Source organism: Pseudomonadota bacterium, from assembly GCA_018242545.1.
In the GTDB taxonomy this organism is placed as follows: domain Bacteria; phylum Pseudomonadota; class Alphaproteobacteria; order 16-39-46; family 16-39-46; genus 16-39-46.
In genome coordinates, this window is sequence record JAFEBT010000007.1 from 1 (window position 1) to 26380 (window position 26380).

Below are 26380 nucleotides of genomic sequence, written 5' to 3' on the forward strand. Positions count from 1 at the left end.
GCCATAAATTGCGCACCACCTTTTTCCGCCAATACTTTCGTTATCGCCGCTGTCAGCGTTGTCTTCCCGTGGTCAACGTGCCCGATTGTTCCTATGTTACAATGCGGCTTGTTCCTCTCAAATTTTGCCTTGGACATCTCTTTATTCCCTTATCTGTTTATTCCGTCAATTACCCTATAATAACTCTGATATACTCTTTTGGAATCTATCATTAATCCCGAATAAACCATCCTTTATTACGCTAATTAATTAAAGAATGGAGCGGGTGATGGGAATCGAACCCACGTGACCAGCTTGGAAGGCTGGGGCTCTACCATTGAGCTACACCCGCACAGGAGACTTTTCTAAACCTCCAAAAACACGAAAAATACCGCACCAAAAAACCATCTGTCAAGCGTTTTGGTGGAGGGAGTAGGATTTGAACCTACGTAGACATACGTCGACAGATTTACAGTCTGTTGCCTTTGACCGCTCGGCCATCCCTCCTTAAAGATCTTTAAGGACACCCCTCTTTAAACAAAGATTTTATGTCCTCTCAAGGGTCTAGAAAATTTTCTACTTTTTGTCAACGAGAAAGACGCTTCCTTTCTTTTCTCTTTTTTTCTAAAACGTTCAATAGTTTAAAAAAATATAATAAAATCAACATATTAACAAAAATCAGACCCTAAAAGATAAGTTTAAAAAAATAAAAAAAATGAGCGAGGCTATTCGGCCGTCACATCAAATACATAAAATAAAGGAAGGGCTTCTTTTAAGCGAATTTTATTCGCAAATAAAAGAAGCTGAGATTCCGTTTTAAAAGAATGATGCGTGTGTGCTTCATAAAAAGGCCCTGTGAGCTTATAGAGTGGACGAGATAAATGAAAAACATCCTTTGATATAAACTCATGATGAACCTTTTCAAGAATAAAACCTTTTTGGGTCAACCAGATTAAAACATCCTCAAAAAAGACGAACTTTTCAAGGTGTCCATATGATATTTTCTTTTTTTTAACTCTTTCATAAGAAGAAAAAGAGCCATGATACCCCTCTTTTTCAGAAATATCATTCTCCTGATAAATGCCAGACATCAAAACATCTGCAGAAAGATCTCGAAAATTCCTCCTATCCTTATAAATACCTTGAGCGAGATAATCTTTCTGCGCTGATCGTTCTAACCTTAAACAATCCAAGGCCTGTCCACGTCGTTTGGACATCTGCATAATTGATTCCATCATTTCTTGACGAATGTCTCCATTTGTATCTTTTGGTTTTTTTAATCTAATTTCTTTTTTTCTTATTGAAAATCGATGTAATGCTTTATTAATAGCTGTCACACTTCGGTTTAAAAAATAACCCATTTCTTTAAGACTTAATCCTACCTGGTAAGCGTTTCTTAGAAAATCAATTTCTTCCTCAGTCCAACTCATCTTTGACATTAAAAACTCCAAAGTATAATTGAATTAAAAAATTAACCCTGTAATAATTTTTTTAATAATTAATTAAATCTAGTTTTGCAGAGAATAATTCACACTGTCAATGATTCAGAAATTATTGGGCAATAATTGTTTTAAATGGCCTGCATATTATAAAAAAAATTTTGTATATTACAAAAAATATGCTAATTTTAATTATTGAATTTAATTAAAAAAAATTTATTCTTAGCTCAAAATTAAGTGTTTTTATCAAATATCACATGTGTGCGATAATTGATTGATCATAATTATTTTCTATATGCAAAAACGAAGGAAAAGCTGCATGCATAGAAATTTCTTGAGACATTGCTCTATTTAAAAGTGTCACATCAACAGGCCCATGAAAATCAGAAGTATTCAAAAGTTTTTGGGCCATTTTAGCATTGATAATATAGGCAAATGTTCCAAGGCCTCGCGTTGAAGATAAAACTTCACATAATTTTACGTCTTCACCTAACTTGCATTCCAAGATCACTTTATCTCCTTTTTTGTAAATGTTGGAATTCACCAAACCTAAATGAACAAAAGATTCTTCGGGTAAATGTTTAATGATATTCCGCAAAGAGCTTAGAAATTCAGTTGAAATATCCATAATATCATCCTCAAAAATTAAGGCCACTTTATAATTATGTTTAACCATATCCTGCCAAATGAGAAAATGACTGCACAAACATCCTAATTCACCTGCAGAAATTAATGCAGAAAAAAATCTTTTATCATAATGATAATAAAGAGGATATTTTTGCTGCTCAGGTACTTCAGTGCATAAAATACGATATTTTTCTTGAGGATTAAGTTTTGCTCTTCCTTCCCATAAGTCAGCCCCTGAAATTATTTTCCCTCCTGAAAGAGGAATTAATCTTACATTGAAACCATCAATCGCTGAGAACCGCTTATGTCTTAATTGACGCTTATCTAAGATTTCTTTTATTGTTTGGTATCGCTCAGGTGTTCGATCTAAATTAATAACATAGGCCTGATCATAGACATTTTCATGTTTTGAGAAGGAAGCCTCTTTGAAAGAGGAAGTTGTACAACCTGTGTTTAAGGCCATAGAAAGGCATGCAAGTACCATCAAGGATTTATAAAAAGCAATTAATTTAAAGTGTTTTTTGATAGCCATTATTGTTTTTACTTCCAACTTTTCAACGTTATTATGCCCCCAGTTAATCTTAATCCAAATATATGTATCATTTTTTAATTTTTTGTATAGGTAAGAAAGAATCTCTTGAGATAGATAAATAAAGTGAATTCTAATTAAAATCTTTAAATGCTTTAAACTTACCTTTTGTCGATTGTAATTTTTATAAAATCATATTATTTTTAATCATTCCTTTATGCACACTAGATGAAGCCAGACCCTTCCAAAAAATAAGAAGAAACCAAAGGTGTTTTATGAAAAATTTCAAATGCTTTTCTCTTTTTTTAATCATACTTCTTCTTTTTTTCATCGCTGGTAGCTTTCTAGGATACTGGAAAGGAAATGAACTTTTTTCTTATTGCAAAAATTTACTCATAAAAAAACAAGAGACAATTTTTATTTCCATTGTCTCTTATCGTGATAAAAATTGCCCAAAAACACTCGAAGAGATTTATAATAAAGCAGATCATCCTGAAAGAATTTTTGTTGGTATTTATCAACAAAATGGAGCTTATGATCTTTCTTGTCAAACTCCCAATATAGATTTTAAACTGCAAAAAAACATATCTTTGGTAAAGGTTCCCGCTGAAAAAGCAAGAGGACCTGCCGTTGCAAGATACCATGCCTCCCTTTTATTTAAGGATGAAGACTTTTTCCTTGAAATTGATGCACATATGCGACTTGTTCCCCATTGGGATACGCTTCTTTTAAAAATGTGGCACAAGCTTGCTGAAGAAAAAGGTCCCAAGGTTATTCTAACAACTTGTCCCTTAGACTGGAATGTTGAAAGTGATACGATTGATCCATCGCACGAAACTCATCTTCCATTATCTTGCGGAATGGATTTTTCGCATGAAGGTGAGCTTCCTAGAATCGCCTCACATGTATATAAAAAAACGTCTGTTTTTCATGAAAGTCCTTTTATTGCAGGAGGGTTTTTCTTTGCCCCTGGAAAATTTTTAAAAGAAGTCCCTTATGATCCTAATTTAGCTTATCTTGTTTGGGGAGAAGAAGCTCTTCTCTCAATTCGCCTTTGGTGTAAAGGATATCGTTTTTATAACCCCACTGAAAATCTTATTTTCCATTATTATGAACGTCTCAATGAACCTAAAATATGGAATGATGATCCGAATTATCAAGAAATTAATGCAAAAACCTCAGAACACGTAAAAATTCTTATTGGTTTCGCTCCTGGAAAAGAAGATAAAAATTATCCTTATGGAATTGATTCACAGTGTGTTAAAGAATTTTATAAGACATACAAAATTGATCCAATCAATCGTACTTCTGTTAATTTGTGCGATCCTGAGGAACGAGTTCTAGAAACTTCCTCAAAAGATCTTTCTTCCAATAAAGATGGGACATAAGAAAATTTTGACTTAAAAATGCTTAAGATAGAAAAATATCATGAATCCAAAAAAATCATCTGGCATTCTTTTATTTCTTTTAAAAGAAAAAATTTCCCAGAAGAACTTTTCACATCATATTTTTCTTTAATTCATTACAAGTGAACTCTCGATAACAACAATTAAAGAAGGTTTTTTATGAAAAAATTCTTTCGCCCTATGTGTTTATTAAGCTTGCTCTTAATTTTTTTCATCGGAGGCAGCTTTTTAGGATACTGGAAAAGACAAGAGATTAATTCATGTTTTCAATTCCTTTTCTCAAAAAAACAAGAATCCATTTTTATATCAATTGTCAGTTATCGAGATAAAAACTGTCCCAGAACGCTTGAAGAAATTTATAATAAGGCAGATCATCCCGAGAGAATCTTTGTCGGAGTCTATCAGCAAAATGGCCCATATGATCTCTCCTGCCAAACATCCAAGATAGATCCAAAGTTTCAAAAAAATATTTCTCTCAACTCTGTTCCTGCAGAAGACGCAAGAGGCCCTGCTGCCGCACGATATCATGCTTCTCACTTATACAAAAATGAAGATTTCTTTCTTGAGATCGATGCCCATACACGGCTCACTCCTCATTGGGATACACAACTTCTAAAGATGTGGCATAAACTTGAACAAGAAAAAGGACCTAAGGTTATTTTAACTGTTTATCCTCTGGAATGGGATCCAGCTACTGATAAAATTCCATCAGAACATAAAACAAAAGTTTCCAGATGCTGTGGTCTCGATTTTTCATATGATGATCTTCCTCATCCTCTTTTTCTCCTCACAGATAAAACTTCTACATTTCATGAAAGTCCCTTCATTGCAGGACAGTTTTTCTTTGCACCTGGCACTTTTTTAGAAGAAGTTCCCTACGATCCCAATCTCTTATATTTATTTCATGGAGAAGAACCTCTGCTCTCTCTTCGTCTCTGGTGTAAGGGATATCGTTTTTATAGCCCCACCGAAAACCTTATTTTTCACTATTATGAACGACCGAATGAACCTAAAATATGGGAAGACGACCCAAATTTTAATGAAATTAATCCAAAAATTTTAGAGCGTGTTAAAATTCTTCTTGGCCTTATCCCTGGGAAAGAAGATAAAAAATATCCTTATGGTATTGACCCTCAATGTGTCAAAAATTTTTATAAAACATACAAAATTGATGTTGTAAATAAAACTTCTGTGAATCTATGCGACCCTAAAGGTGGATTCATAGAAGCTCCCTCGAAAGAAGCTTTCTCCTAGAACATGAAAAACTTCTAAAACCTATAGAATTACTCGTATAACCATGCTTATGTTTATTTATGTAGCTTCAAAAATAAGAAGAAATTTATATATAATTTTCCCTAAGAACCTTGCAACCAGAATACACTCTTATCTTAAAATAGAGACATAAGCCTAAATTCCCTGTTGACAACAAAATTCCTACATGTACACTTAAAAGTGAATTATGAGAAAGAGGTAACGTTGGTTTAAGGTACAAAAAATCAAAATACCACTCAACGAATAAGGAAATGTAAATAGGGAGCGGTTAAAAAAGCCCTTCTTTTTTGCTATAAAATAATAATTTAAATCATAATATGGAGATATCTAAATGCATTATAATCTTATTTCAAAAATAAGCAAAACAACAGCTCTCGTTTCTGTTGGAGCTTTTGCTTTAAGTGGAATGATAGAAACTTCATCCGCAATGACATCAGGGTCAGCTGCTCCAACCCATGCTAAGACAACTTCCTCTAAGACAACACCTGCTCGGACAACTTCTTCTAAGACGACTCCAGCGAGGACAACTCCTGCCAAGACAACTCCCACCAAGACAACTCCTGCTAAGAGTGGAACCAATACATCAAGTCATCCTGTAGCCCCAAGTCATTCAAAAGCTCCTGTAACTCCAAGCCACTCAAAAGCTCCCATAACTCCAAGCCACTCAAAAGCTCCTGTTACTCCGAGCCACTCAAAAGCTCCCGTAACTCCAAGCCACTCAAAAGCTCCTGTTACTCCGAGCCACTCAAAAGCTCCTGTTACTCCGAGCCACTCAAAAGCTCCTGTTGTCGGTCCAAACAATAATACGCCGGCCTCAACAACAGTGGTTGAAACAACGTCGTCCTCTTCTCCAACATGGTCACAATCCATAAATGTACAAACAGATGATTCTGGAGTTAAGGGCCTGGGTCTTGAGCAAAGAGATGAAGATGTCAATGAATTTATACCAGAAGATGTTATTGGCCCAGATGAGAATAATGATGCCGGCGAATAACAAAGTGGTGTTATTATAGGTATACGTAAAAAAACAGCGGAAAAAACTATCCGCTGTTTTTTTGCCTCTTTATCCTTTCTGAGAATTAAGATTTAACTTTTTCGGTCCCTTTTAATAAAAAAAAGAGCCGAATCTCGAAAGATTCGGCCAAATCAAACAGGGAGGCTTTACGTCTAAAAAGACGTAAATGGGTTCCGAAGAACCCGGTTTCAGGCATTGCGCCCGAACTCGTAAAAACTCGTGAAATTTAAGTATTTCAAACTGTGTTCCCTATAAATAAGTAATTTTTGATAAAATGCAATATTAATTTTTGCATGATTGTCATGCAAAAACAACATGCATATATTTTTCATGACAAATCAGTGAGTTATCGCTACTAAAGAGACGCACTCATTAAATTACATTCAGCAATTTTGGCAATTAAAAAATCTCTAAAAACGCTAATTCGTTTAGAATTTCTTAATTCTTCTGGATAAACATAATAAGCTTGCACTTGTGGCGTTGGAATTTCTGGTAAAAGCCGAATGAGCTCTTCATCGGTATTCTCGGCCTTATCTTTTAAAGTAGAAACTAAATATTCAGGCAATACACCAATCCCAATTCCTTTTTGAATGGCAATCATCATCCCTTGAAGATCATTAATGCTCAAAGAAGGCTCATGAAAATGCCCACGCGGAAGTCCAAGATTTAAAATCCAATTTACATCTTCCACAGGATGGATTCCTCCTCCTTGGCTAAATGAAATTAAGGCATGATTCTTGAGATCTTGAAGTTTTGTTGGCGTTCCTTTTTTTTTAAGATATCCCTGGGCTGCATAAATATTAAGCCCATAGGACATGATTTTTCTTTGAATCAATTCAGGACTTCGTGATGGAATAATTCGGATACCAACATCTGCTTCGCGACGGGTCAGATCAAGCTCGCGATCATCCAAAATAAGATCAACTTGGATCTCTGGGTAAAGATTCATAAAAGCATCAAGATGAGGAACAAGCCAAAGAGCCCCAAAAGCGACGGTTGTTGTAATTTTTAACATACCTCTTGGCTGATCTTTATTTTCACTAATAAGAGATTCTGTCATTGCAAGTTTTGCGAAAATTTCCTTTACCGCTTTATAGAGAATTTCTCCTTGTTCAGTCATAACCAAACCACGCTGATGCCGATGGAACAAAGAAACATGTAAAGATTCTTCTAATCCTAAAATTTGGCGACTTACGGCTGACTGGCTTAAGGAAAGGTTTTCTCCTGCTTGCGTAAAGCTCCCTGCTTGCACAACCGCATAAAAGGTTCTTAATTTATCCCAATCCATTCTCATAGGGTTTCACCTTTACAGATGTTTTTTAAGGATTTTAATTTTCTCTAGTCTTTTTCTTGCAAATATTTCAATGTCTCAAGAGCAGCCATACAGCCAAGGCCCGCTGCTGTTATAGCTTGACGATAAATTTTATCTGTAACATCTCCTGCTGCAAAGACACCTGGTATTGAAGTTTGCGTTGTTCCAGGAGAAACAGGGATATATCCTTCTTCGTCCATTTTAAGGTGCCCTTTAAAAATATCTGTCATAGGCTTATGTCCAATGGCAATAAAAACTCCATCAATATCAAGGGAACTTATGTCTCCTGTTTGTGTATCTTTCAACTTAACCCCCTTCACATGGCGAAAAGGAAGCATATCTCCTTGAATTTCTTCAATTTCTTTATTCCATAGAACACTTATTTTAGGGTGTTTAAAAAGCCTCTCTTGTAATATTTTTTCAGCTCTTAAAGTGTCACGACGATGAATGAGAGTGACATGAGAAGCATGATTTGTCAAAAAAAGAGCTTCTTCTACAGCTGTATTTCCACCCCCTACAATTGCAACTTTCTTATTTTTAAAGAAAAAGCCATCACAGGTTGCGCATGCTGAAACACCCGCCCCACGATAGATTCGCTCACTTTCAATCTCCAACCACTTTGCATAGGCACCTGTCGCAATGATAACCGCATCAGATTCATATAACGTCCCTGATTCTCCTTGAGAGATAAAAGGTTTTTTAGAAAAATCAACAGATGAAATCATATCCTGTATAAGAACTGCTCCGACATGTTTTGCCTGTTCCTGCATTTGTTCCATTAACCACGGCCCTTGAATTGTTTCTGAAAACCCTGGATAATTTTCAACATCTGTTGTTACCATAAGTTGGCCTCCCGGTTGATGACCCATCACAACAATAGGCTTAAGATTGGCACGCGCGGCATAAATAGCAGCTGTAAAACCTGCAGGGCCGCCTCCAATAATTAATACAGGAGTTTGTTTCGTTATAACCATCAGGTATCCTCTCTAAAAACAGTCTTTAATCCAAATATCATAAACAGGATGGTCCAATGCTGAAACAGCTGGACTCGATGCATACATTTTATTCTTAAAAATTAAAACTTCTTCCCCTGAAGATGTCGTTTTTTCATAAATATCAACATCTACAATAGCCTCTGGAATTTCTTCAGGAGGCGCTTTATAACACCGATGGGCAATAATCTTTAAACGCCCAAAATCAATACTTTTTCCAACATGCGTTTCAATGGTAAAAACACGTCCGGTAATTTTGTCCAATCCTTGAATAACAACCTTGGATGCCGGCAGAAGAGCGGGAAGAGAATTCTCTGAAAACTGTCCGATTTTAATATCTTCAGCCTGTTTATCACGCTCTTTCAAAAAATCGTCTTTTGGTAAATTATCTTGCGCGTTAGCTTTTAAATCAACACTTTGGGCATAAATCTCTCTCCCAAATAGACTTACAAACAATATCGAACTGATCACTTTGAAAAAATTTATAAAATATGCCATTCAAGTTTTTTCCTCACGCCCACTTTCTTATCATCTTCATTAGGGATGAGGAGATGAAGACATTTCAGCAGAATTTTCTTGTTCAGAAGATGACGTTTTATCTTTTTCCTTCTCTTTTCCAAACATGACCTTACCAATCAAAGACTCTAAATTCACAGAAGATTGTGTATAAAGAATTTCACCATGGGGCGGGAGAATTTCATCAGCTCCCCCAGGAACAAGAGCCATAAATTTACCCCCTAAAATTCCTTCACTTGAAACCTCCGCTGCAGTATCTTTTGGAAGCTTAACGGTTGGATTAAGGGTCATTGTTACAATAGCTAAATAAGTTTTTGGATCTAACGTCACATTCGAAATGGTTCCCACTTTTATACCACTCATTTTAACATCACTTCCAACAACTAAGCCATCAATGCGATCAAACTTAGCAATAACAGGATACCCCTTTGTAATAGAGGATTTGCTGCTCGTATAGGCAAACATTAAAAGAGCAATTGCAAAAATAAGAACGATTGTTCCCATAAACGTTTCTAAGATATTTTGACGCATAAAAATAATTCCTAATTAGTTCTGTTACACAAAAAAATTAACCTCTTTCCGAAGGCTCCTTCATTATCTCTTCCTTCGGAATCCATCGAACATATGCACTGTTCTTGGAAACATTTAAAGATTTTACAGAATTCCGTGTTTCAAACAAATGTTTCGTCCAACTCGGCACACAACGGTTTTGATTTTGAGATAAGACTTTTTTAAACGGAATTTTATCAGACATAAAGTGGATCCATCCATACCATTCCGGAGAAATATGTGCAGCCTCTGGGGATCCAAAATAAATGACAATTCTCTTTTCTTGCTCTTTTCCTCCTTTTTTTTCAGATCGTCTATTTTTATAATAACGGTTTCCATAGCTATCCTCGCCTTCAAAACAAAACTTTCTAAGACGCAAAAAAAGATGAATAAAACACTGTCTAAGTTTAAGCATATCGCAATATACCTAAGAAAAAAGTTTCGGTAAAGGGTTCTTACGATTCTTACCATATATTAATGATGAATGCTTTAAAAAATTATAAGTGTTTTTCTCCATATTTTCAAAAAAATATAATGCTCTGATTTCGCTGGATATAATTGATTTTTCTAGATTTTGTGCTTAAAAAAGAGAGTCCTCATGCTCTTTTGGAAAGCTCTTTTTAAAAATTCTTAAGAATTTAGTATAATTTTTACTAGCGTCTCTTTTTAAGATGCGCTATAGAAACTTAGAGAGCATAAGTTTATGAAGAAGCCGGATTAGCTCAGTTGGTAGAGCAACTGATTTGTAATCAGTAGGTCGGGGGTTCGAGTCCCTCTTCCGGCACCAGACACATTTAAGGCTTATGATATTGTGAGGCGCTCGAAAAAAGAAAATTTTTTATAATTTTCAAGATTTAAAAGCCCCTCAATAAATTTTGATGGATGAGGAAATATTATGAATCGATTAGTCAATTTATTTGCGGTGATAACAGCTATTTTTATAAGCTCAGCCGTTTATGCTGATTTACCCCAAGTTGGATCTGTTGTTCAAGGTTCTGTTCCAGTGGGGCACTACAATGTACCTTTGCCAGAAGGATCCTGGACTGTTTTGAAAGCTGCTGAAGTTCAAGAGACGCGCCCTGTAACATTTAGATACGGACCCATCGGCCATGTTCCAATGTATAAGTTGGTTCTTGCTCAAGCACATCAAAATCTTCTTGCTGGAATTGTTAAAATTGATGCTACAGCTACCTTTGAGGCTGATGAAGGTTATTCTTCTCCCCATCCGATTACCTTAAAAAATGCCTATCATGCTGAATCTTTCTTCACCATTGGAAATGCACGCGGCAAACCAAGTGGTATGTTTATTGAACCCTATCATTATCTCTCCAGCAGTTTTGGTGGTCTCGTAAATGATTTTATTCAAAGCAATCATTTAACGGTTTCAGATTCCGCTTTTGTTACTGTAAATTTCAATCTTGTTAAACATGGTGGATTTTTGAAAGTTCAATACATTTTCAACCCAGGCGCTCAAGGAGGCACATTGAGCCGAAGCCATGCGACTGCGGGACATTGGCATCCTACCCAACATGATCTTTGGGAACAAAATGAAAAGTCCATTTTAGAACATTACACACAATGGGCAAAATCTTTCAAATCCCAAGTGATTGCAAGCCTTGGAAACTAAAATTCTGTTTTCATCACCATTTGAAAAAGGGCCAATCTGGCCCTTTTTCTTTGAACAAAGGAGCTTATCATGCACAAAGATACTCTTCCAATGAATCATACAGGCGGAGATAAATCTCTTTCAAGCTATCTAAAAGGTTCTGTAATGCTTTTAGAAAGCCTTTGTCATGGACATATTGCAGAAGATCTTTCTTTTCATATGGATCAAGCGATCCAAAGCATTGTTAAAGCTCTCTCTCAGGGGCTTCCTCTTCTTGTATGTGGGAATGGAGGCTCAGCTTCTGATGCTCTCCATATTGCAGGAGAACTTGTCGGAAGATTTCACATCAATCGTAAAGCCTTTAAAGTAATTTCTTTATCTTCTGATCCTGCAATCTTAACATGTCTTGCAAACGATTTTGGGTACGAAACAGTTTTTGAACGTCAAGTTGAAGCTTATGGTGAAAAAGGAGGCGTTCTCCTCGGCATTAGCACCAGTGGAAAATCTCCGAATGTCTTAAGAGCTTTTAAAAAAGCACAACTTATGGAAATGACGACCATAGGTCTTACAGGGCAAGGTGGCCAACACAATAAAATGGGAGGATGCGATATTCTTCTTGCTGTTCCAAGCCCTTCTACCCCACGCATTCAAGAAATTCATACATGTCTTTATCATTATTTATGTGCACGTGTTGAAGAAATACTCGCCGCCAATTTTCATTAAAAAGGTCTTTAATGACGCTTAAGCTTGTTGTTGCGTGTATTCTAAAAGATACTCAAGGAAGAGTTCTTATCACCCAAAGACCTGCAGGAAAATTCATGGAAGGATTTTGGGAATTTCCAGGAGGAAAAATTGAATCTGGAGAAACACCTGAAAAGGCGCTTATGCGCGAAATAAAAGAAGAACTGGGAATAACTCTTCAAGAAAAAGATCTTATCCCCTATAGCTTTATTTCATATCGCTATGAAGAATTTCATGCGCTTATTCCTGTTTATTTTACGACGACATGGGAAGGAGAAGTTCAAGGGCTTGAATTGCAACAATTTTGTTGGATTACCCTTGATGAAATTTCTCAATTCCCTATGCTTCCTGCAAACCAAATCCTTGTTACACGTTTGATACAAGATGAGTCTTTCTTCTTAAAGAATTAGGTTTTTTTAGCTTAATGAACATGAACACTTAATTCAATCAGCAGGAGCGGAAGCCTCTATTTTTTAACTGTAAACCCGTTTTTTAGTTTGATACTCAATTTAGATATAATAAAATATATAAGTAGGTTAAATCTAAAAATAATAAATTATTAAAAACAAAAAAGAGAGAAAAAAGATCATGTTTAAAAAAATAGCTATCATCTCTGGTGTTTTGTCTTTGGTGGGGATAGAAACGGCAAAAAGTACGGAGAAAATGGACTATAAATTTATAGCATGGGCAGATTTCTATAAAGAAGCATGGGAAGAGTGCAAAGAAGATGGCCAATGCACAGATTTGGACAGCTGCAAATCATGCATCGATAGCAAAAAATCACAATATTTCAAAACACATCCCTATTGAGATGCTTTCAAGTTTATATCATAAACCTCAAAATAAAAATCTTCTTTAACATTTTTCTTAAACCTGGGGTCTCATAAAACCATAAATCTTTATGTGTTTTACTTGCTGTTATGGTTGCTGTACTATGCCCAAGATTAGAATCAGTAAGCTGACTTTTTTCGGGATTTGAAGGATCTGTATATCGTTTTTTACGACGACATGATGCATCAATAAGACTTAGTGAAATATCAGATTGATCTATATTCATTATCACTTCCTTAATAAAGGCCACATGTGTTCCTTTCCCAGGCTCTTTCATCATTTTTACATCTGGATTATACTCAAGACCAATATAGATTAAAATATCGCCAGATCTCACCTCCCCCAGAGGGACAGCTGATAAAGAGGAAGAAACCAAAGTTTTATTTTCAAGCCCCATCGCTATGAGACTATAATGATAAGGAATCGGCATAAAATAGTGATGTTCAGCAGGTAGATCTTTTTGAATTTCCTCATGGAGAACAAATATCGCATCCCACTTAGAGGGATCTTTTTGTAAAACATGGGCAACAAATTGAAAACAATTTAAGTTTTTGAGAGTTGGATCTAGAATACTCGATTTTGCCGATTGTAAATGTGAAGAGTATACTTCTTTCTTAATGTCCTCTTCCTCCATACTCCAAACTGGTTTGATTAAAAGAATACATACTAAAAAAATAAATAAGAAAATAGTTTCTCCCTTATTAAGTTTAAAAAATCTATACCTACATCCTTAATTTAAAAATAGATTATGTGTAAAGTACTTTCTGTAAAAACTCTTTTTTCTTGTTTAATGGTTTGAAAACAGATAAAAATTTTGACTGGTAAGAATCAAAAAGAAACAGGATTGATAACCTTTATATCTTATGATATACCCCCTTTTCTCTTTTATCGATAAAAAACTTAGCGTTTTTTTGTGGTTTTTTGCTCTTTTTATAGGACTTTCAATGAATATTTTTTCCTACATTCTTTTTTTGGTTAGCATAAATTTTTTTCTTTTTGGAATGCAAAATGCTAGGGCCTTAGAACCTATTCTAGAAGATCCCACGGAGCATGCCTTAAAATCTAACACCTTACAAAATTATATCAACCACTTAGATTCTCAAGATCAATCAAGGATAAGACAACTTGTTCAGGTCAAGGATGAACCATGGATTTTAGAAGCACTCGCAACATCGGGGATAGGAATAAACCAGGCCCCACAATCGTCTACTTTAACACATGACGAACCAATTTTCAGATTTTTTAGAACTTTTGCTACCATTCCACACAAAGAAAAAGAAGATAATTCTGTAGAAGTTGTCTTAAGAGAAACAACAAATATAATGAAAATTTATGGAAAAGGTGATGTTCAAATTTTTTTTATGTATATTTTATGACGTTATAAACTCTTATCGAGAAAGTATTTTACTGATCTCCTCCTTACCAAAAACCGATTTTGTGATAAATTTTACAGAACGTCTGGAAAGAATAAGACACCACGTTAGCCTTTTCTCTCCTTTGATGACATCAGAGATTATCTGGCACGGCACACCTGATCAGAAATCCCCAAGTCTTATGTTTAAACTTAGCGCGTATGACCACGTTTCAGAACCCAAAATTAGAAAATGTATATCCTTAACGCAGCTTGTATTTTCAGAGCGAGACCCACGCGCAATCGGTGTTTTTGAGTCTTTTCTAAAAATTTTAGAAGACACAGACGAGAGCTTTGATGAACAGATGAGGACAGTACTTGGAGGTTTATCTTTTGAAACATCGACAAGAACTACCTCTTTCATAGAGATCGTTCATCTGTTAAAATCACTTTTACCTATCAAACCAATTTTTGAGACTGTTACTTGTTTAGATTCCGCTCCTACTTGTTTAGTTCCCCATAATGGTGAGAGATTTTTACAGATCCTAAAAAAACTCGCTCCAATAAAATATAAAAGCATTATTGTTCCAACTCTTCGAAAATTTACGCCATTTATGGTTGATTTAAATAAACAAGGTTGGGTCATGGATGAAGACTCTTTTATTAAAATAATGAGTCATGCATTAATGATAGAAGGAATTGATACTGAAACATCTCCTGGTTCAAATCGATTGGATAATGCGCTGCATAACCTAATATGCTTGAACCTCCAAAATGGAAGGGAGGTACAAATACTTTTATCTGTTGCAGCGAAGAGTGCAAATGAGAATCAAGAAATTTCTAAAGAAAAAGAAGAAAAGGATTGGTTTTTTGAATTTTTTAGGGACCTATCCGAAAAAATAAGAGTCTTTCGTGAGAGAAGCGGCCCAAGGCTTTTAGAACAGAAGATAGAAGCTCTACAGGGATTAGCTCAGCGCCCTTTTGATGATAGGAAAAAGATTAAAATGGTCGTTGATACGTTAAATTTAACATCTCCTTCACTCTATTTTATAATGATCGAAGCTCTTTCCAAAAAAGATGCTTCTGAACGCGATAGATTTATCACTGCCTTTAAAAAACTAGAAAAGAAATATCAATCTAAACCATCTCAAGGGCTATTGTCACCACCTGCTTCTTCCCGTAAGAAAAAAAGTAAGTCTGATGAGTTTTTGGAAGCTCTCGAAGAAGAATTATCACGTTCCATAGCACCTCTTGTTGTAACACCTCTGTGAGGAGCATGGAAAATAAAGGATTTTGACATCAAAAATTATTAAATTTTTAAAAGTCAAAGGTCAGCTAAAAGAGTCTTAAAAAATAATTTTTAAAGTTTTCAATTTTAAAGGTCTTCCACTTCTTTGAGTGGGATTTTATGCATTTCTCCTATGGGACCCTTGGCGTGATTTTCCATTTAAATAATCAATAGAATAATTTATAACCGTTCCTATTGGTCTTAAAAATTTAACATTCTGTCTAAAGTTAAGAGTTTTTTCCACAACTTAAAAAAAACAAGCATCTGCTTTTTGTAAATTTTAGCTTTAAGATTTTCTCCGAGACTGATCCAACTTGATTGCATATGTCTGTTTTTCAATCTCATAAATTTTCTTCAATAAATCTGCCCACAACGCATGGACTTTGGAGAACTCTTCTCTCATTTCTTTTCGAAAATATTCAGATTCTTTATCTGATTTTTGTCGAAAAATTAAAAACTCCTCACGATTCTCTTTAATATCGGCTTTCGCAATCTGATAAAAGGCATACCAAACAGCAACCATAGAGGTTATAATCGTTAAAATAATTGTAAATGCTTGTGTCCAATCCATTTTTGCCTCTTAGAAAAACTGAGCCTATGGCTAAAAACATATCTTAAATTTGACGAAACGTAAACATTATGAATACCTTTGGCCTAAAAGAGTCCTAAAAAAATAATTTTTAATTTTTCATAATTAAAATTTAAAAATACTCAACTTTGAAGATCTTCTATTTCTTTGAGCCGAATTTTACGCATTTCTTCCAGAGGGCCTCGAGGAGATAAAGGATCATAAAAATCAATCGCTAATTTTCCATCTAAATGATCAATTTCATGTTGGAGAAGACGGGCAAGATATCCACGGGCTATCCCTTCAATAGACTCACCTTCTTCTGTCTGTCCAAAATATGTTATTGTTTTAAAATGCCATACTTTTCCCATCTGTGATTGCACTGAAAAACAACCTTCCCAATCTAAAGACTTTCCTTCCTCTGCATGGGGCATATAAGAAGGATTTATAAGTATTGTCATAGGCATTAAAAATTCAACATCGCGCCTAAATTTAAGAACCTTTTCCATCACTTGAAAGGCAATAATACGCTTTGAAATCCCAATTTGAGGAGCTGCAAGACCCCCGCAGAACTCTGTAATATTAACCTTATGCTTCAAGGTTTTAATAAGCTCCTTATCTTCCTGTGATAAGGGAAAAGTGACAGGATGAGAAATACTTCTCAAAACATTTTGATGGTCTTTATTTTCAATAACAAAAAAAGGTACATTTTGAAGAAACGAAGTTGTCATAATTCTTTATCCTTCATTAAATTTATACGCGCCAAGCCGTCATATAAATGACCTCAAATGTTAATGGAAAATGATCATTAACGCTTTCATAAACTTGAAAAACCTCTTTTAAAAGACGTGGTGTTGTCAACCCTTTTGAGCGCCTCAAAAGACTATTTGTTTCAGAAAGCGCTTTTAGATGAGAACATAAGTCAAATGGTGTTTCATAATAAAATGTCATTGAATGAGATTCAGAGATAGGTGTTTTAAATCCAGCTCTCTTCAAAAGAGCCGCTCCTTGCTTTATATCGATCTGGGGAGAAAAGCGCGCAGAAATTCCATTTTTTAAAAACATCTCAGCTTTTAAAAAAGCTGTTCGAAATTCCTTTAAGGTTTCTCCTCCTAGAAACGCACCTATAAAAAGGCCTTGGGGTTTTAAAGCATCATAGAGCTGTATTAAACTTCCAGGAAGATCATTTACGGTATGAAGATGAAGAGCACTGATAATAAGATCAAATTTTTCAGAAGAAATAGGCAAGTTTTCTTCATCAAAAACAAAGTCTGTATAAGGTATCGGCGCTAAAGGAAACCCTGAAATTACATTGGAATTTTTAGAAAACTGTGGCATAAAATCTCTTAATGCGCCGCTTCTAAAACCAAGAGTCAAAATTTTATGAAAATCTCTTTTAAAGTCTTTAATGCGAAGGAGAAGGTTAGCTTCCACGATGCGAACAAGAGGATCATTGTCCTTTAAAAGAGCAAAAGCTTTTAAACGATGCTGTTTTAAGGTCGACTTACAAAAAATTTGAGGAGGTACAGAACTTGTCATAAGTTCTTTATGCATTTTCAAAGGGATAACGCAATGCCTTAATAGCCTTTTTGTAATGATTTTTATGGGAAAGAATGCTCGTCCCTGCAACAAGAACGTCGGCGCCATACGTTAAAGCACTTTTTGCTGTTTGAGGTGTAATACCACCATCAACAGAGATTAGAAGAGAAAGATTATTTTGTTTAATTAATATGCGGAGTTTTTCAACTTTTTCAAGGGGAGCTTCTTTAAAACTTTGTCCTCCAAATCCTGGTGAAACTGTCATAATTAAAACAAGATCAAGTTTATCAAGAAACGGAAATAGTGTTTCAAGCGGTGTTTCTGGATTCAAAGACAATCCCACTTTTTTTCCAAAACTTTTTATCAAGTTGATGTCCTTAAGAGGATCAAGGCTTGCTTCTGGATGGAAAGTAATATAATCGCCCCCTGCTTTTGCAAAAGCTTCTATGAAAGGTGTGACAGGCTCGATCATTAAATGAATATCAAAAGGGAGCTCAGTTATGGGTCTCAAGGCTTTAACCACCATAGGGCCAAAAGTTAGATTGGGGACATAATGCCCATCCATCACATCCCAATGAAGCCAATCTGCTCCTGCATGCTCAAGAGCTAAAACTTCTTCTTTTAAACAAGAAAAATCCGCAGAAAGAAGAGAAGGAGCAATGAGAGGATGCGTATTTATCTTGAACATTTTTCTATGCGTTTCCAACTAAAAGATGTCTTTAAAATTCCTGAAGATTTTATATGCCCAAAAGGTAAATGAAATTTTTTAGGAGGGCAAGAAAAAATCCTACTGAGATCTAAAGCAATTTTAAATCAACTCAATTTTAACTGAGAGATATACTTTCGATTTCAAAGCTGGTATTCTATAAGTTAATATTTTCCATATCATAAAAAAAGGAGGACTTCACATGAGCACACGATCACAACATGGAGAATTTTGCTGGAACGAACTGATGACAGACAATGTCCCGCAAGCCAAGGATTTTTATGCAAAACTTTTGGGATGGACTTACGAAGACCATACCATGGAAGATGGCATGGTCTATACAATGATTTGCTGCCGCGAAAAAAAAGTAGGTGGTCTTTTACAGACACCCGAGGGAAAGGGAACGATTCCTCCCCATTGGACAAGCTATATCAGTGTTGATAATCTTGATGCCACGGTTGAAAAGGCTCAAACCCTAGGTGCAAAGATCACAGTTCCTGCGCGCTCTGCAGGTGAAGACGGACAGTTTGCGGTTCTGCAAGATCCAACAGGCGCTTACATTGCATTGTGGCAATGTTCCAAACCTTGTTAATTTTAAAAAGTGGAAACCATATTTTCTAGGTGGCTCACTTCAAGACAACAAAGGATTGAAGTGATCTCTCCTTAGGAAAGGGATTTATTTTTTTCATTCTTTAGAAGAACAGCTTCTAATCTCCACCCATTGGGATCAATAATAAAAGCTGCATAATAATCTGGATGGAATTCTGGTCGTGGGCCTGGATTTCCATTGTTTTTTCCTCCAAGCTCTAAACATTTTTTATGCCAAGCTTTTATAGCTTCTATATTTGGAGCTTGAAAAGCAATATGAAATCCCCGCGCTTTTCCAACAAATTCCTCCTCGTTTGGAGAAGTATCACATCCCATCCAGAAAAATGGTTTTCCATGACTTCCATATCCAGCCACATTTTGTTCCGGTGTCTCAAACGTCATAAGACGTTCAATGCCGAGTATTTTTAATGTTTCGTCATAAAATTTTAAGCTCTGGGCATAATTATTCACGGAGAAAGAAATATGGTCTATCATGGGCTATTCCTTTTTTATGAAAGCGTTCTCAGATGAACCTTACTCTCTATAAAATAAAGGACGTGTCTTGGCAATATTATTAGTCTTATCTTTAACAAAAAGAAATTAGAAATGAAGGACGTTTCCTAAACTTAAGTTTGATTTATAAATATTTCCCTATAGAGGTTTTCAAGGTGAGCGCATTCTTCTTCTGAAAGCGCCTTAAATTCTCTTTCTTTTGCTCTTTTAGAAAGTTTTCCTTTATTCTGTTCTAAAAAATGAATCAATAAATCCGTTAAATAATCTGGCATGTCAAAGAATTTCTCAATTTCTTTTTTCATGCGATCATAGCATTCTAAATATCGTATTTCTTCCGGAAGAACCTTCTCAATTGTTTCTGAGACGCAATCATAGAGAAACTCTACCATACGTGTGGCATCAAAATACCGGTAGAGATCAATGGTTTCATTAAGGATCTCGACGTTTCCTTCTTTAGTCGGACGCCAATTAATGAACTCGAGCCGAGGCTTTGAATAGGACTCAAGGACACATCTATATTCATCAATGCGCTCTAAAATGACAGCTGATATCGGAAAAACGATTCCTTTTGGAGCAAAATCTAAATCTGCAAGAACATGATGAATAAGGTAACGCTGAATACGGCCATTTCCATCTACAAAAGGATGTATAAAAACAAAACCAAACGCAATAACTGCGGCAAGGATAACAGGATCTATATTTTCTTTTTTATGAAGATCATTATAAGCTTGTGTCATTCCTTCCAAAAGAAGAGGTAAATCCTTAGGATGAGCGGATATATGATCGGGAAGAGGCATACCTGTTCCTCTCTCATGAACCCCAATAAATCCCCCATCTTCCCGAAGACCGAGTTTTACAAAACGTGTATCCTCAATAACGATTCTTTGAAGTCTTAAGAGTTCTTCTAAATTTATAGGGCGAATGCCTGCTTGAGATATGGCACGCCCCCATCGCTCAACCCTATTCTTTAAATGACTCTCACCTTCAATTGCAAAAGAAGCACGCGAATCTTTTAGTAATAAAAATGCCGCCGCGCGTGTCAAAACATCTTTATGGATCATGCCCGTTTGTTGATGGGCAAGTTCACTTAAATGAAGTGTTTTAAAATTTTCAATTTTTTCTGTACGCCTGACAAGAGGGCAAAAGTTTTTTCCTCCTGGCAAATTATTAATAACGCGGTGACGATGAGACATACTTTGAAATGTTTCATACTGCTGCAAAGGATTTATTGCTTCTATATAATTTCCAGTATCTGCATCTGGAAGGTTAAGTTTTTGATCTCTTAACCACTCATAGAAAAACCAGACCCGCCGACTATATTGACCTACGGGCTCTTCTTTGACCCATGCTTCAATTTCTTTTGGAGATACTTTCTTAAAAAGCGCATTTAAAATTCCAAGATCCACGCCCTCATATTTTAAAGAAAACTTTAAATGTCCTTGGAGCGTATCTTCGGGTTTATGACGCAGGGTATAGATCTCCCATTCTTCTGTTTGATAACGGACATGTTTGTTACTAATAAAAGAAAGCATTTCTGGTAAGGGAACTTTTAAATCATACGCATTTATAAGAGCAGCATATCCTGCCAAACTTCCATCACTCTCGGGCAAAGCCTTTCCCTGAAAAACGCTTATTTTTTCTGAAAAACAATTATTTTTTACTCGATTCATGAAAAATACTTTCTTTATGCTAAATGGTAATATTCAAGAGAATATCATGAAAAACACTTACATTCCATGAAATACTCTTAAATAAACCTCGTTTTATGAAATTTAAATAGCATACTTTTTCCAGCTTGACGTGCAGAAAATATAGACAGCCGGCAAAAAGAGCGCGCATTTTGGGTAGGTTTTAATAAAAACTTCTTGCACATCAGAACTTGCCCAATTTTTACAAAAATTACAAAAGTAACGCGATTCTCAACTTTTTATGCTAAAAGCAAAGAGTCAAATTGAAGTAGTACGTTACCGAGCTGCTTATTAATAAATATAGCAGAGGTGTGGTTTAGAAAAATTGTAGGACATGAAAAAATATTCATTTTAAATAATCTTTATACTTGAAAGAGTTAAGGAGTTTTTCTTATGCAAAAAGCGCTTTTTTTATAAAAAACTTGATAAAATCATAAGGTTTCCTATATGTTTAAATTTAAGAATATTATTACTTAATTAATACATTAATAAGGAAAACTTTAAATGATCAAAATTAATTTTATTAAGCTTACAATACCAGTGGCTTTAATTACTGCATGTATTTAATCTGTAGCTTTCTCTATGAGCCCTGAAGACACTGAAAAAGTTATCACAGCTCCCATCCAGTTGCCCCACGTGCTACTGCAGATGCTGAGAGAGATGAGGAAGAAGGAGGCTTGTTCACTTTAATTAAAAATGATAAAGGAGCTGGTCAGGCTGCACGAAAACTTACTCTAGCGGGAACAACACTTAGTCGAGAAAACATAGAAATAACCAAGATTCTTCTGCAGATTCAGAAGGATATTCCCGACGATATTCTCCTTTTTTTCGAATCACTATTGGACTTTATAAAAGACAATGTACTTCAAAATGATAAAGACGCTATTTATGCCGCCTCTGCTCTTGTCGAAGCTGCTAATGGTGATGAGCCTATGATGCGTAATATGCTTACGATGCATAATATGAAGATAGCAAATGCTCTTATCCATATGGGTGAAGGACTTCCTGTAAACGCGTCTACCCTACAATCTGTCAATGCTTTTATTTCAGGAAAAGGTATCAATATTGAGGAACAAGATATGATGCATGCTAGGACTTCTTTATCTCATTTTGAAGAAGATATAAGAACTTTAATCCTAAAATCCGTATAGGCTTCTTATAAGTTTAAAATTAGTAAATGAGCATATAAATTTAAGGGAAAATTTTGGCTTTATAACTATTCACCTCTTTAATAACACAATCTTGTAAAAATTTGTTATTTTGAGAATACCTAAAAAAATAGCACAATTTTATAAAGGCATTAAAGTTTATTAGGGTGAATGGTTACCAAAATTTTTATTAAATTTAATTTATATTTTGCAATAACTTTTCTTCTTTTAAAGAAAAGCCATGAAGAGTCTCTTGGTCATATTCTCTAAATATGATAGTAATACTTTATCTTATTGAAATTATGAGATACTTAACGAAAGGACAATAACGCTATGCTACCCTTTTAGCCATAAAGGAGGTGAGCAAATGTCTGAAATAACTTGCAAGAAATGCCAATCAGCGAAATATGTAAAAATTGGATAAACACGCGGATTTCAAAGATACAAATATAAGAAGTGTGGATGCCAATATACCGACACAAAGAGATAAGAAATTCACTCTGATCTTAAATCATTCGGGATAGTTCTTTATGCATATTGTAGCGCCTTTAGGGGGATATAATTGCTTGTCTCTTCAGAGTACATCAGCTTTAGAAGTAAAGCCTCTCAATCCCGTTTCTGAATCTGTTATTGTTATGATTGATGAGCTTTGGCATTTGGTAAGTGGAAAAAAACAAAATATGGATCTAGAGAACCCTTGATGGGATATCGCGTCGATCTCTTGGATGTCCAGGCCAGTACGAAAAAACTTATCTCACGCATAGATACAGAAACATGTTGTTTTATAACGGATGAGGAGAGAGGTTTTTTTAGACTGTTGCCTAAAAAAAGGCATCCCCAAGGAAAAGATCTAACATTTCCTATTGAAAGCATAAGTAGTAAGATATAGGCCTGCTCGCATTCATCGCAAATCTAAAGTCTCATTGAGAAGCTCTCATATGGTAGAAGCTGCGCTTCTTTTGTCCCACCATCTTCAATCTTCCGAAACTCTCGAGTCTTTTATATCTTCTTTAATATCGTCTTTTGGTTAAGTGCCTCCTTATTATTTAAAGATTTAAAGTCAAAAAAACTAAATTAAAAAAGAGAAAGAAATCTTCTATTTCTTCCTCTTATTTATAAAGAGCTCATTAAATTCTTAGAGTCTTTTATAGAGCCAAAGAATAACTTTATATGGTAAGGTTTTTCCCCAGAATTTTAGGACATCCCAGTTTGTGATATTCTTCCCAAATCTGATGCGTAACCTTCGCATAAGACCTATAGGTCTTGTTATCCCTATCATTCATATGTAGTTTCTCCATTCGCGTAGATACAATATTTTCTTGATATAAGTCTTCACACACTTTTGTCTTATCTGCTAAAGTATTATACTGTTGTAATTCTCTTTCAAGAGCCGCATAGGAAGGGCCCGTTGATTTACCAGCACTTACATACTGATGAGAGAAATACTACTGAGAACACATCCTAAGCAAGCCCCACAGACTATTTGTTTGATTTTCATTTTTATTATCCTTATTTAAGTCATTCGGTTTTATTTTTATCTGTTACCCTTTAGTTTATTCTGTTTAAACAAAAAAAACAGAAAAAAATCTCATTATTTAAAGTTTTCTATATAACACCTTGAAAAATAAATTAATTTTTATAAAAACCGCATACAATTCTTTCTATAGTCAGTTTATATACTAAAACGTTTGCCCTATTTGAGTTGCTTCTCTTAAGCTTTTTTATCGCACTCGAAAATTCCCAATATAGCTCTAATTTGATCCTCGTCCCTTGTCTGAACACCAAGTTCACGTGTCCCATTAAGAGAAGGTGTGTAGAAATTGCACGATGTTAGACATAAAAGCCTTGCTCCAGGATCTTCCGCATCGATAAGAAGCATTTTTGCATGGATATAATGCCGTCCATGAAGATAGACATGCCCGCCAGCCTTCCGAATGAGCTGTTGATTGGGAATATTGTTATCTTTGGTCTTGCTAAAGGGATAGGGTATCATAATAACTTCAACCCTAATACCAGTAGCAGCAGCATTTGCTACCAACTGCGCAATTTCCATATCCTGGAAATCTTGCTGGTAAATTCGAATGGATCGCGTCGCAGATTTAATCATTTTGGAAAAAACATGCCGTTGTTGATCAGGCCCCCAGACTAAGAAAGGATGTGTTGGCACCACATCTTCGTGATGAATATCCGCTTGAAAAACACGGCTCATCTCTTGAATCATCTCAGCGTTTGTAATTGTAAGAGCAAAATCGCGGCATGGTTCAGCCGTCACACTTTTAAGCCCATCAAAAGACTCTTGATCTAAATTTCCTGTGCTAACAATCCCCCACTTTCCATCAATAAGAAGCATTTTATAATGGGCTTGGTTAAATTTGCCAGACAGGATGTGAACTTTAATTCCATTTTCTCTTAAGAACTCGATGGGAGAGACAACATTACCACTTTTTTCATGTGCGAAGGTTTCTGGTTGAATCAAGAGATCAATTTCAATATCGGAATTCTCTCTGCGCAGATCAACAAGGGCTTTTATTATGTTTGGATCCGATAATTTATAGGCCGCCATTTCAATCTTTTTTTTAGCACTGCTTATTGCTTTTAAATAAGGACCTCGTCCCATTTCTGGGAAGACTAAGAGACCATTCTTAGGCCATCCTTTAGGTATAAGTCTCTCAATTTCTTCTTTTGTTGAAATACACATAGCCTTTCCTATGTTGGCATTCGAAAACAAGACTGAAACTGACACCATAAAAAAAACAAAAAAATATCTATTGAAAAAAAAACGCATAAAGAACTCCATGCCTATACATTGTAATAACCGCTTAAGAGAATATAACGAAATCAGTCCTTAAAGAAACATTTTCTTAGGATGATTTTTTGTTTTGTAAAATCATTAAAATAAAGGTCATACCGAATGCGCCCAAACATCCGAGTAAAAAACCTCTATTTTCATAAGAGTTCATTAAAGCTCCAAAACTAAGAGGTGCAAAAACATGACTTGCCATCTTCGTTAAAGAAAAAGTAGCCATACCATAAGAAAGACTTTTTCCAGAATACTGTGTTGCAATCCATGCAGATGACAAAGATATAAAAGCTTGCTTTGTTCCACTAATCAAAAAAAATAGAAAAGAAAGAACATATGTCTGTGAATTAAAGAACGTCATACTTACTGCAAAAAGGCCCAGTATAATTGTAAGAAAAAAGGCTTCTTCATATCCATATTTATCTCCAATCCTTCCTGCAAGAGGCATTAACACCAACCCTCCTAATCCTGCAAAAGAATATGCAAAAGCGGCATCTGCCTTATTCAAACCAAGATTTTCAAAATATATTGGCAAATAAGTCGAGATTCCTTCTCCTAACCCCCCCATCATAAATATTGCAATAAACACAAAAGGAAACATACAAATAATTTTGTAAAAAGCCTGTTTAGAATTGGGTGTTCCTTTATCAAGAGATTTTTTCTTCTGCCCAGAAGGTGTTTTCCATATAAAAATAAGCCCACAACATATTAATAGACCGCTCATACAAACGCCAAAAGCTTCCAAAGGAGAATGAACAAAACCGATAAAAGAAGATCCCAGAGAATTTAAAAGTGCTCCTTCAATTCCCACTAAACTAAACAAAGTAGCACGATAAGGGGCTTGAAAAATTTCTGCTTCAAAACAAGATATCTCTAAAAAAATGAGCACGACAAAAAAGCCAATAAAAAACCGCAAAGGAAAATCATACCATGTATACATCAAAAAAATCATCAACCCAAGGATAATAAATAGGCTCACAAAAGAAATTTGCAGAATATTTTTTGAAAGCATTCTTCCACGAATTTTTGGGAAAAAAAGCGTTCCCAATAAAGCTCCTAAAAAAGGCATACTAAAATTCCAGGAAACTAAGCCTTTTTTAAAAAATTGATAAAGATCTAAATTGACATATGTCTTCCCAAAAGATGATATAAAACATATAATTCCAAATATTGTTATAATAAAATAAAAATCTTTCTGATTTTCTATACCATATTTGTTAAGGATTTTTTCTAATAGTATCATTTTTTAAGCTCCCTTTATGAAATTTTATTTTTAAAGCTAAAGGTATTTTTTATTTTTTAGAGAAAGACCCCCCTCATTTTACTTTTATTTATTAAATCATATTTAAAAAGACACGTCTTGAAAAAAAATTCAAT

The 26380-nt window shown here is 35.1% G+C and carries 30 protein-coding genes and 3 tRNA genes; 12 read left to right on the forward strand and 21 right to left on the reverse strand.

The window, feature by feature from the left end; all coding sequences use genetic code 11:
* The 5 genes from tuf to JSS34_01920 all read right to left on the reverse strand — a co-directional run.
* Positions 1 to 137: elongation factor Tu (gene tuf / locus JSS34_01900; protein MBS0185100.1), on the reverse strand; the 137-nt coding region annotated here is incomplete at its 3' end.
* A 120-nt stretch (positions 138 to 257) separates the two neighbouring features.
* Positions 258 to 331: transfer RNA gene (locus tag JSS34_01905), tRNA-Gly, on the reverse strand.
* Between the two features lie 69 nt (positions 332 to 400).
* Positions 401 to 486: transfer RNA gene (locus JSS34_01910), tRNA-Tyr, on the reverse strand.
* Positions 487 to 704: 218 nt separating this feature from the next.
* Positions 705 to 1418 carry a hypothetical protein gene (locus JSS34_01915; GenBank protein ID MBS0185101.1) on the reverse strand — a complete coding sequence of 238 codons (714 nt, stop codon included), beginning with the start codon at positions 1416 to 1418 and terminating at the stop codon, positions 705 to 707.
* A gap of 253 nt (positions 1419 to 1671) precedes the next feature.
* Positions 1672 to 2577 carry a glycosyltransferase family 25 protein gene (locus JSS34_01920; GenBank protein ID MBS0185102.1) on the reverse strand — a complete coding sequence of 302 codons (906 nt, stop codon included), beginning with the start codon at positions 2575 to 2577 and terminating at the stop codon, positions 1672 to 1674.
* A 272-nt stretch (positions 2578 to 2849) separates the two neighbouring features.
* Between JSS34_01920 and JSS34_01925 the strand changes: the two genes are divergently transcribed.
* Both JSS34_01925 and JSS34_01930 read left to right on the forward strand, forming a co-directional pair.
* The gene (locus JSS34_01925; protein MBS0185103.1) at positions 2850 to 3962 is read left to right on the forward strand and encodes a hypothetical protein; all 1113 of its coding nucleotides are present in this window, start codon (positions 2850 to 2852) and stop codon (positions 3960 to 3962) included.
* A gap of 177 nt (positions 3963 to 4139) precedes the next feature.
* Entirely contained in the window at positions 4140 to 5234 is a 1095-nt protein-coding gene (locus JSS34_01930) for a hypothetical protein (protein ID MBS0185104.1), read from the forward strand.
* 354 nt (positions 5235 to 5588) lie between these two features.
* Here the strand turns inward: JSS34_01930 and JSS34_01935 are convergent, their stop codons facing one another.
* The 7 genes from JSS34_01935 to JSS34_01965 all read right to left on the reverse strand — a co-directional run bounded on the left by JSS34_01935 (position 5589) and on the right by JSS34_01965 (position 10051).
* The gene (locus tag JSS34_01935; protein MBS0185105.1) at positions 5589 to 5831 is read right to left on the reverse strand and encodes a hypothetical protein; all 243 of its coding nucleotides are present in this window, start codon (positions 5829 to 5831) and stop codon (positions 5589 to 5591) included.
* A 27-nt stretch (positions 5832 to 5858) separates the two neighbouring features.
* The gene (locus JSS34_01940) at positions 5859 to 6188 is read right to left on the reverse strand and encodes a hypothetical protein (protein MBS0185106.1); all 330 of its coding nucleotides are present in this window, start codon (positions 6186 to 6188) and stop codon (positions 5859 to 5861) included.
* A gap of 434 nt (positions 6189 to 6622) precedes the next feature.
* Positions 6623 to 7555: a LysR family transcriptional regulator gene (locus JSS34_01945; GenBank protein ID MBS0185107.1), complete on the reverse strand. Its 933-nt coding sequence runs from the start codon at positions 7553 to 7555 to the stop codon at positions 6623 to 6625.
* Positions 7556 to 7605: 50 nt separating this feature from the next.
* The gene (gene trxB, locus JSS34_01950) at positions 7606 to 8553 is read right to left on the reverse strand and encodes a thioredoxin-disulfide reductase (GenBank protein ID MBS0185108.1); all 948 of its coding nucleotides are present in this window, start codon (positions 8551 to 8553) and stop codon (positions 7606 to 7608) included.
* Positions 8554 to 8565: 12 nt separating this feature from the next.
* Positions 8566 to 9069 (reverse strand): DUF2155 domain-containing protein, encoded by a 504-nt coding sequence (locus JSS34_01955; GenBank protein MBS0185109.1) that lies wholly within the window; start codon positions 9067 to 9069, stop codon positions 8566 to 8568.
* Positions 9070 to 9108: 39 nt separating this feature from the next.
* Positions 9109 to 9618: an outer membrane lipid asymmetry maintenance protein MlaD gene (gene mlaD, locus JSS34_01960; GenBank protein MBS0185110.1), complete on the reverse strand. Its 510-nt coding sequence runs from the start codon at positions 9616 to 9618 to the stop codon at positions 9109 to 9111.
* A 37-nt stretch (positions 9619 to 9655) separates the two neighbouring features.
* Positions 9656 to 10051: a hypothetical protein gene (locus JSS34_01965; protein MBS0185111.1), complete on the reverse strand. Its 396-nt coding sequence runs from the start codon at positions 10049 to 10051 to the stop codon at positions 9656 to 9658.
* Positions 10052 to 10347: 296 nt separating this feature from the next.
* Here JSS34_01965 and JSS34_01970 point away from each other — a divergent pair.
* From JSS34_01970 to JSS34_01990, 5 genes are all read left to right on the forward strand, one after another.
* A tRNA-Thr gene (locus JSS34_01970) sits at positions 10348 to 10423 on the forward strand.
* Between the two features lie 108 nt (positions 10424 to 10531).
* On the forward strand, positions 10532 to 11263 hold the full coding sequence (locus JSS34_01975; GenBank protein MBS0185112.1) for a hypothetical protein: 732 nt from the start codon (positions 10532 to 10534) through the stop codon (positions 11261 to 11263).
* A 90-nt stretch (positions 11264 to 11353) separates the two neighbouring features.
* Complete coding sequence (locus JSS34_01980; protein ID MBS0185113.1) at positions 11354 to 11965, forward strand: SIS domain-containing protein; 612 nt, start codon at positions 11354 to 11356, stop codon at positions 11963 to 11965.
* An 11-nt stretch (positions 11966 to 11976) separates the two neighbouring features.
* Positions 11977 to 12393 carry a (deoxy)nucleoside triphosphate pyrophosphohydrolase gene (locus JSS34_01985; protein MBS0185114.1) on the forward strand — a complete coding sequence of 139 codons (417 nt, stop codon included), beginning with the start codon at positions 11977 to 11979 and terminating at the stop codon, positions 12391 to 12393.
* A 178-nt stretch (positions 12394 to 12571) separates the two neighbouring features.
* Positions 12572 to 12793: a hypothetical protein gene (locus JSS34_01990; GenBank protein MBS0185115.1), complete on the forward strand. Its 222-nt coding sequence runs from the start codon at positions 12572 to 12574 to the stop codon at positions 12791 to 12793.
* Positions 12794 to 12806: 13 nt separating this feature from the next.
* Here the strand turns inward: JSS34_01990 and JSS34_01995 are convergent, their stop codons facing one another.
* Positions 12807 to 13448 carry a hypothetical protein gene (locus tag JSS34_01995; protein ID MBS0185116.1) on the reverse strand — a complete coding sequence of 214 codons (642 nt, stop codon included), beginning with the start codon at positions 13446 to 13448 and terminating at the stop codon, positions 12807 to 12809.
* 310 nt (positions 13449 to 13758) lie between these two features.
* On the opposite strand from JSS34_01995, the gene JSS34_02000 reads away from it, so the two are divergent.
* Together JSS34_02000 and JSS34_02005 are read left to right on the forward strand one after the other, a co-directional pair.
* Complete coding sequence (locus JSS34_02000; protein ID MBS0185117.1) at positions 13759 to 14190, forward strand: hypothetical protein; 432 nt, start codon at positions 13759 to 13761, stop codon at positions 14188 to 14190.
* A complete protein-coding gene (locus JSS34_02005; GenBank protein ID MBS0185118.1) occupies positions 14159 to 15436 on the forward strand; it encodes a hypothetical protein in 1278 nt (425 codons plus the stop codon). The genes JSS34_02000 and JSS34_02005 overlap by 32 nt, the downstream gene beginning before the upstream one ends.
* Before the next feature lie 303 nt (positions 15437 to 15739).
* On the opposite strand, the gene JSS34_02010 is transcribed toward JSS34_02005, so the two are convergent.
* The 4 genes from JSS34_02010 to rpe form a co-directional block, all read right to left on the reverse strand.
* On the reverse strand, positions 15740 to 16024 hold the full coding sequence (locus JSS34_02010) for a hypothetical protein (GenBank protein MBS0185119.1): 285 nt from the start codon (positions 16022 to 16024) through the stop codon (positions 15740 to 15742).
* Positions 16025 to 16164: 140 nt separating this feature from the next.
* On the reverse strand, positions 16165 to 16752 hold the full coding sequence (locus JSS34_02015; protein MBS0185120.1) for a peptide deformylase: 588 nt from the start codon (positions 16750 to 16752) through the stop codon (positions 16165 to 16167).
* Between the two features lie 22 nt (positions 16753 to 16774).
* Complete coding sequence (locus tag JSS34_02020) at positions 16775 to 17560, reverse strand: methyltransferase domain-containing protein (GenBank protein ID MBS0185121.1); 786 nt, start codon at positions 17558 to 17560, stop codon at positions 16775 to 16777.
* A 7-nt stretch (positions 17561 to 17567) separates the two neighbouring features.
* The gene (gene rpe / locus JSS34_02025) at positions 17568 to 18248 is read right to left on the reverse strand and encodes a ribulose-phosphate 3-epimerase (GenBank protein MBS0185122.1); all 681 of its coding nucleotides are present in this window, start codon (positions 18246 to 18248) and stop codon (positions 17568 to 17570) included.
* Between the two features lie 220 nt (positions 18249 to 18468).
* On the opposite strand from rpe, the gene JSS34_02030 reads away from it, so the two are divergent.
* Positions 18469 to 18858 (forward strand): VOC family protein, encoded by a 390-nt coding sequence (locus tag JSS34_02030; protein MBS0185123.1) that lies wholly within the window; start codon positions 18469 to 18471, stop codon positions 18856 to 18858.
* Between the two features lie 71 nt (positions 18859 to 18929).
* On the opposite strand, the gene JSS34_02035 is transcribed toward JSS34_02030, so the two are convergent.
* Positions 18930 to 19349: a VOC family protein gene (locus JSS34_02035; protein MBS0185124.1), complete on the reverse strand. Its 420-nt coding sequence runs from the start codon at positions 19347 to 19349 to the stop codon at positions 18930 to 18932.
* Positions 19350 to 19480: 131 nt separating this feature from the next.
* Entirely contained in the window at positions 19481 to 21037 is a 1557-nt protein-coding gene (locus tag JSS34_02040; protein MBS0185125.1) for a Fic family protein, read from the reverse strand.
* A gap of 695 nt (positions 21038 to 21732) precedes the next feature.
* Here JSS34_02040 and JSS34_02045 point away from each other — a divergent pair.
* Positions 21733 to 22206, forward strand: coding sequence for a hypothetical protein (locus JSS34_02045; GenBank protein ID MBS0185126.1), 474 nt, complete (start codon positions 21733 to 21735; stop codon positions 22204 to 22206).
* 527 nt (positions 22207 to 22733) lie between these two features.
* Positions 22734 to 22904, forward strand: coding sequence for a hypothetical protein (locus JSS34_02050; GenBank protein MBS0185127.1), 171 nt, complete (start codon positions 22734 to 22736; stop codon positions 22902 to 22904).
* 1010 nt (positions 22905 to 23914) lie between these two features.
* Here JSS34_02050 and JSS34_02055 read toward each other — a convergent pair.
* Positions 23915 to 24901 (reverse strand): hypothetical protein, encoded by a 987-nt coding sequence (locus JSS34_02055; GenBank protein ID MBS0185128.1) that lies wholly within the window; start codon positions 24899 to 24901, stop codon positions 23915 to 23917.
* Between the two features lie 163 nt (positions 24902 to 25064).
* On the reverse strand, positions 25065 to 26246 hold the full coding sequence (locus tag JSS34_02060; GenBank protein ID MBS0185129.1) for an MFS transporter: 1182 nt from the start codon (positions 26244 to 26246) through the stop codon (positions 25065 to 25067).
* Between the last annotated feature and the right edge of the window lie 134 nt (positions 26247 to 26380).

Bases quoted from the DNA above. Each gene is read 5' to 3' on its own strand.
- JSS34_01915 (MBS0185101.1), bottom strand. From the start codon at position 1,418: ATGTCAAAGATGAGTTGGACTGAGGAAGAAATTGATTTTCTAAGAAAC.
- JSS34_01920 (MBS0185102.1), bottom strand. From the start codon at position 2,577: ATGGCTATCAAAAAACACTTTAAATTAATTGCTTTTTATAAATCCTTG.
- JSS34_01925 (MBS0185103.1), top strand. From the start codon at position 2,850: ATGAAAAATTTCAAATGCTTTTCTCTTTTTTTAATCATACTTCTTCTT.
- JSS34_01930 (MBS0185104.1), top strand. From the start codon at position 4,140: ATGAAAAAATTCTTTCGCCCTATGTGTTTATTAAGCTTGCTCTTAATT.
- JSS34_01945 (MBS0185107.1), bottom strand. From the start codon at position 7,555: ATGGATTGGGATAAATTAAGAACCTTTTATGCGGTTGTGCAAGCAGGG.
- trxB (MBS0185108.1), bottom strand. From the start codon at position 8,553: ATGGTTATAACGAAACAAACTCCTGTATTAATTATTGGAGGCGGCCCT.
- JSS34_01955 (MBS0185109.1), bottom strand. From the start codon at position 9,069: ATGGCATATTTTATAAATTTTTTCAAAGTGATCAGTTCGATATTGTTT.
- mlaD (MBS0185110.1), bottom strand. From the start codon at position 9,618: ATGCGTCAAAATATCTTAGAAACGTTTATGGGAACAATCGTTCTTATT.
- JSS34_01965 (MBS0185111.1), bottom strand. From the start codon at position 10,051: ATGCTTAAACTTAGACAGTGTTTTATTCATCTTTTTTTGCGTCTTAGA.
- JSS34_01975 (MBS0185112.1), top strand. From the start codon at position 10,532: ATGAATCGATTAGTCAATTTATTTGCGGTGATAACAGCTATTTTTATA.
- JSS34_01980 (MBS0185113.1), top strand. From the start codon at position 11,354: ATGAATCATACAGGCGGAGATAAATCTCTTTCAAGCTATCTAAAAGGT.
- JSS34_01985 (MBS0185114.1), top strand. From the start codon at position 11,977: ATGACGCTTAAGCTTGTTGTTGCGTGTATTCTAAAAGATACTCAAGGA.
- JSS34_01990 (MBS0185115.1), top strand. From the start codon at position 12,572: ATGTTTAAAAAAATAGCTATCATCTCTGGTGTTTTGTCTTTGGTGGGG.
- JSS34_01995 (MBS0185116.1), bottom strand. From the start codon at position 13,448: ATGGAGGAAGAGGACATTAAGAAAGAAGTATACTCTTCACATTTACAA.
- JSS34_02000 (MBS0185117.1), top strand. From the start codon at position 13,759: ATGAATATTTTTTCCTACATTCTTTTTTTGGTTAGCATAAATTTTTTT.
- JSS34_02005 (MBS0185118.1), top strand. From the start codon at position 14,159: ATGTTCAAATTTTTTTTATGTATATTTTATGACGTTATAAACTCTTAT.
- JSS34_02010 (MBS0185119.1), bottom strand. From the start codon at position 16,024: ATGGATTGGACACAAGCATTTACAATTATTTTAACGATTATAACCTCT.
- JSS34_02015 (MBS0185120.1), bottom strand. From the start codon at position 16,752: ATGACAACTTCGTTTCTTCAAAATGTACCTTTTTTTGTTATTGAAAAT.
- JSS34_02020 (MBS0185121.1), bottom strand. From the start codon at position 17,560: ATGACAAGTTCTGTACCTCCTCAAATTTTTTGTAAGTCGACCTTAAAA.
- rpe (MBS0185122.1), bottom strand. From the start codon at position 18,248: ATGTTCAAGATAAATACGCATCCTCTCATTGCTCCTTCTCTTCTTTCT.
- JSS34_02030 (MBS0185123.1), top strand. From the start codon at position 18,469: ATGAGCACACGATCACAACATGGAGAATTTTGCTGGAACGAACTGATG.
- JSS34_02035 (MBS0185124.1), bottom strand. From the start codon at position 19,349: ATGATAGACCATATTTCTTTCTCCGTGAATAATTATGCCCAGAGCTTA.
- JSS34_02040 (MBS0185125.1), bottom strand. From the start codon at position 21,037: ATGAATCGAGTAAAAAATAATTGTTTTTCAGAAAAAATAAGCGTTTTT.
- JSS34_02050 (MBS0185127.1), top strand. From the start codon at position 22,734: ATGCATATTGTAGCGCCTTTAGGGGGATATAATTGCTTGTCTCTTCAG.
- JSS34_02055 (MBS0185128.1), bottom strand. From the start codon at position 24,901: ATGTGTATTTCAACAAAAGAAGAAATTGAGAGACTTATACCTAAAGGA.
- JSS34_02060 (MBS0185129.1), bottom strand. From the start codon at position 26,246: ATGATACTATTAGAAAAAATCCTTAACAAATATGGTATAGAAAATCAG.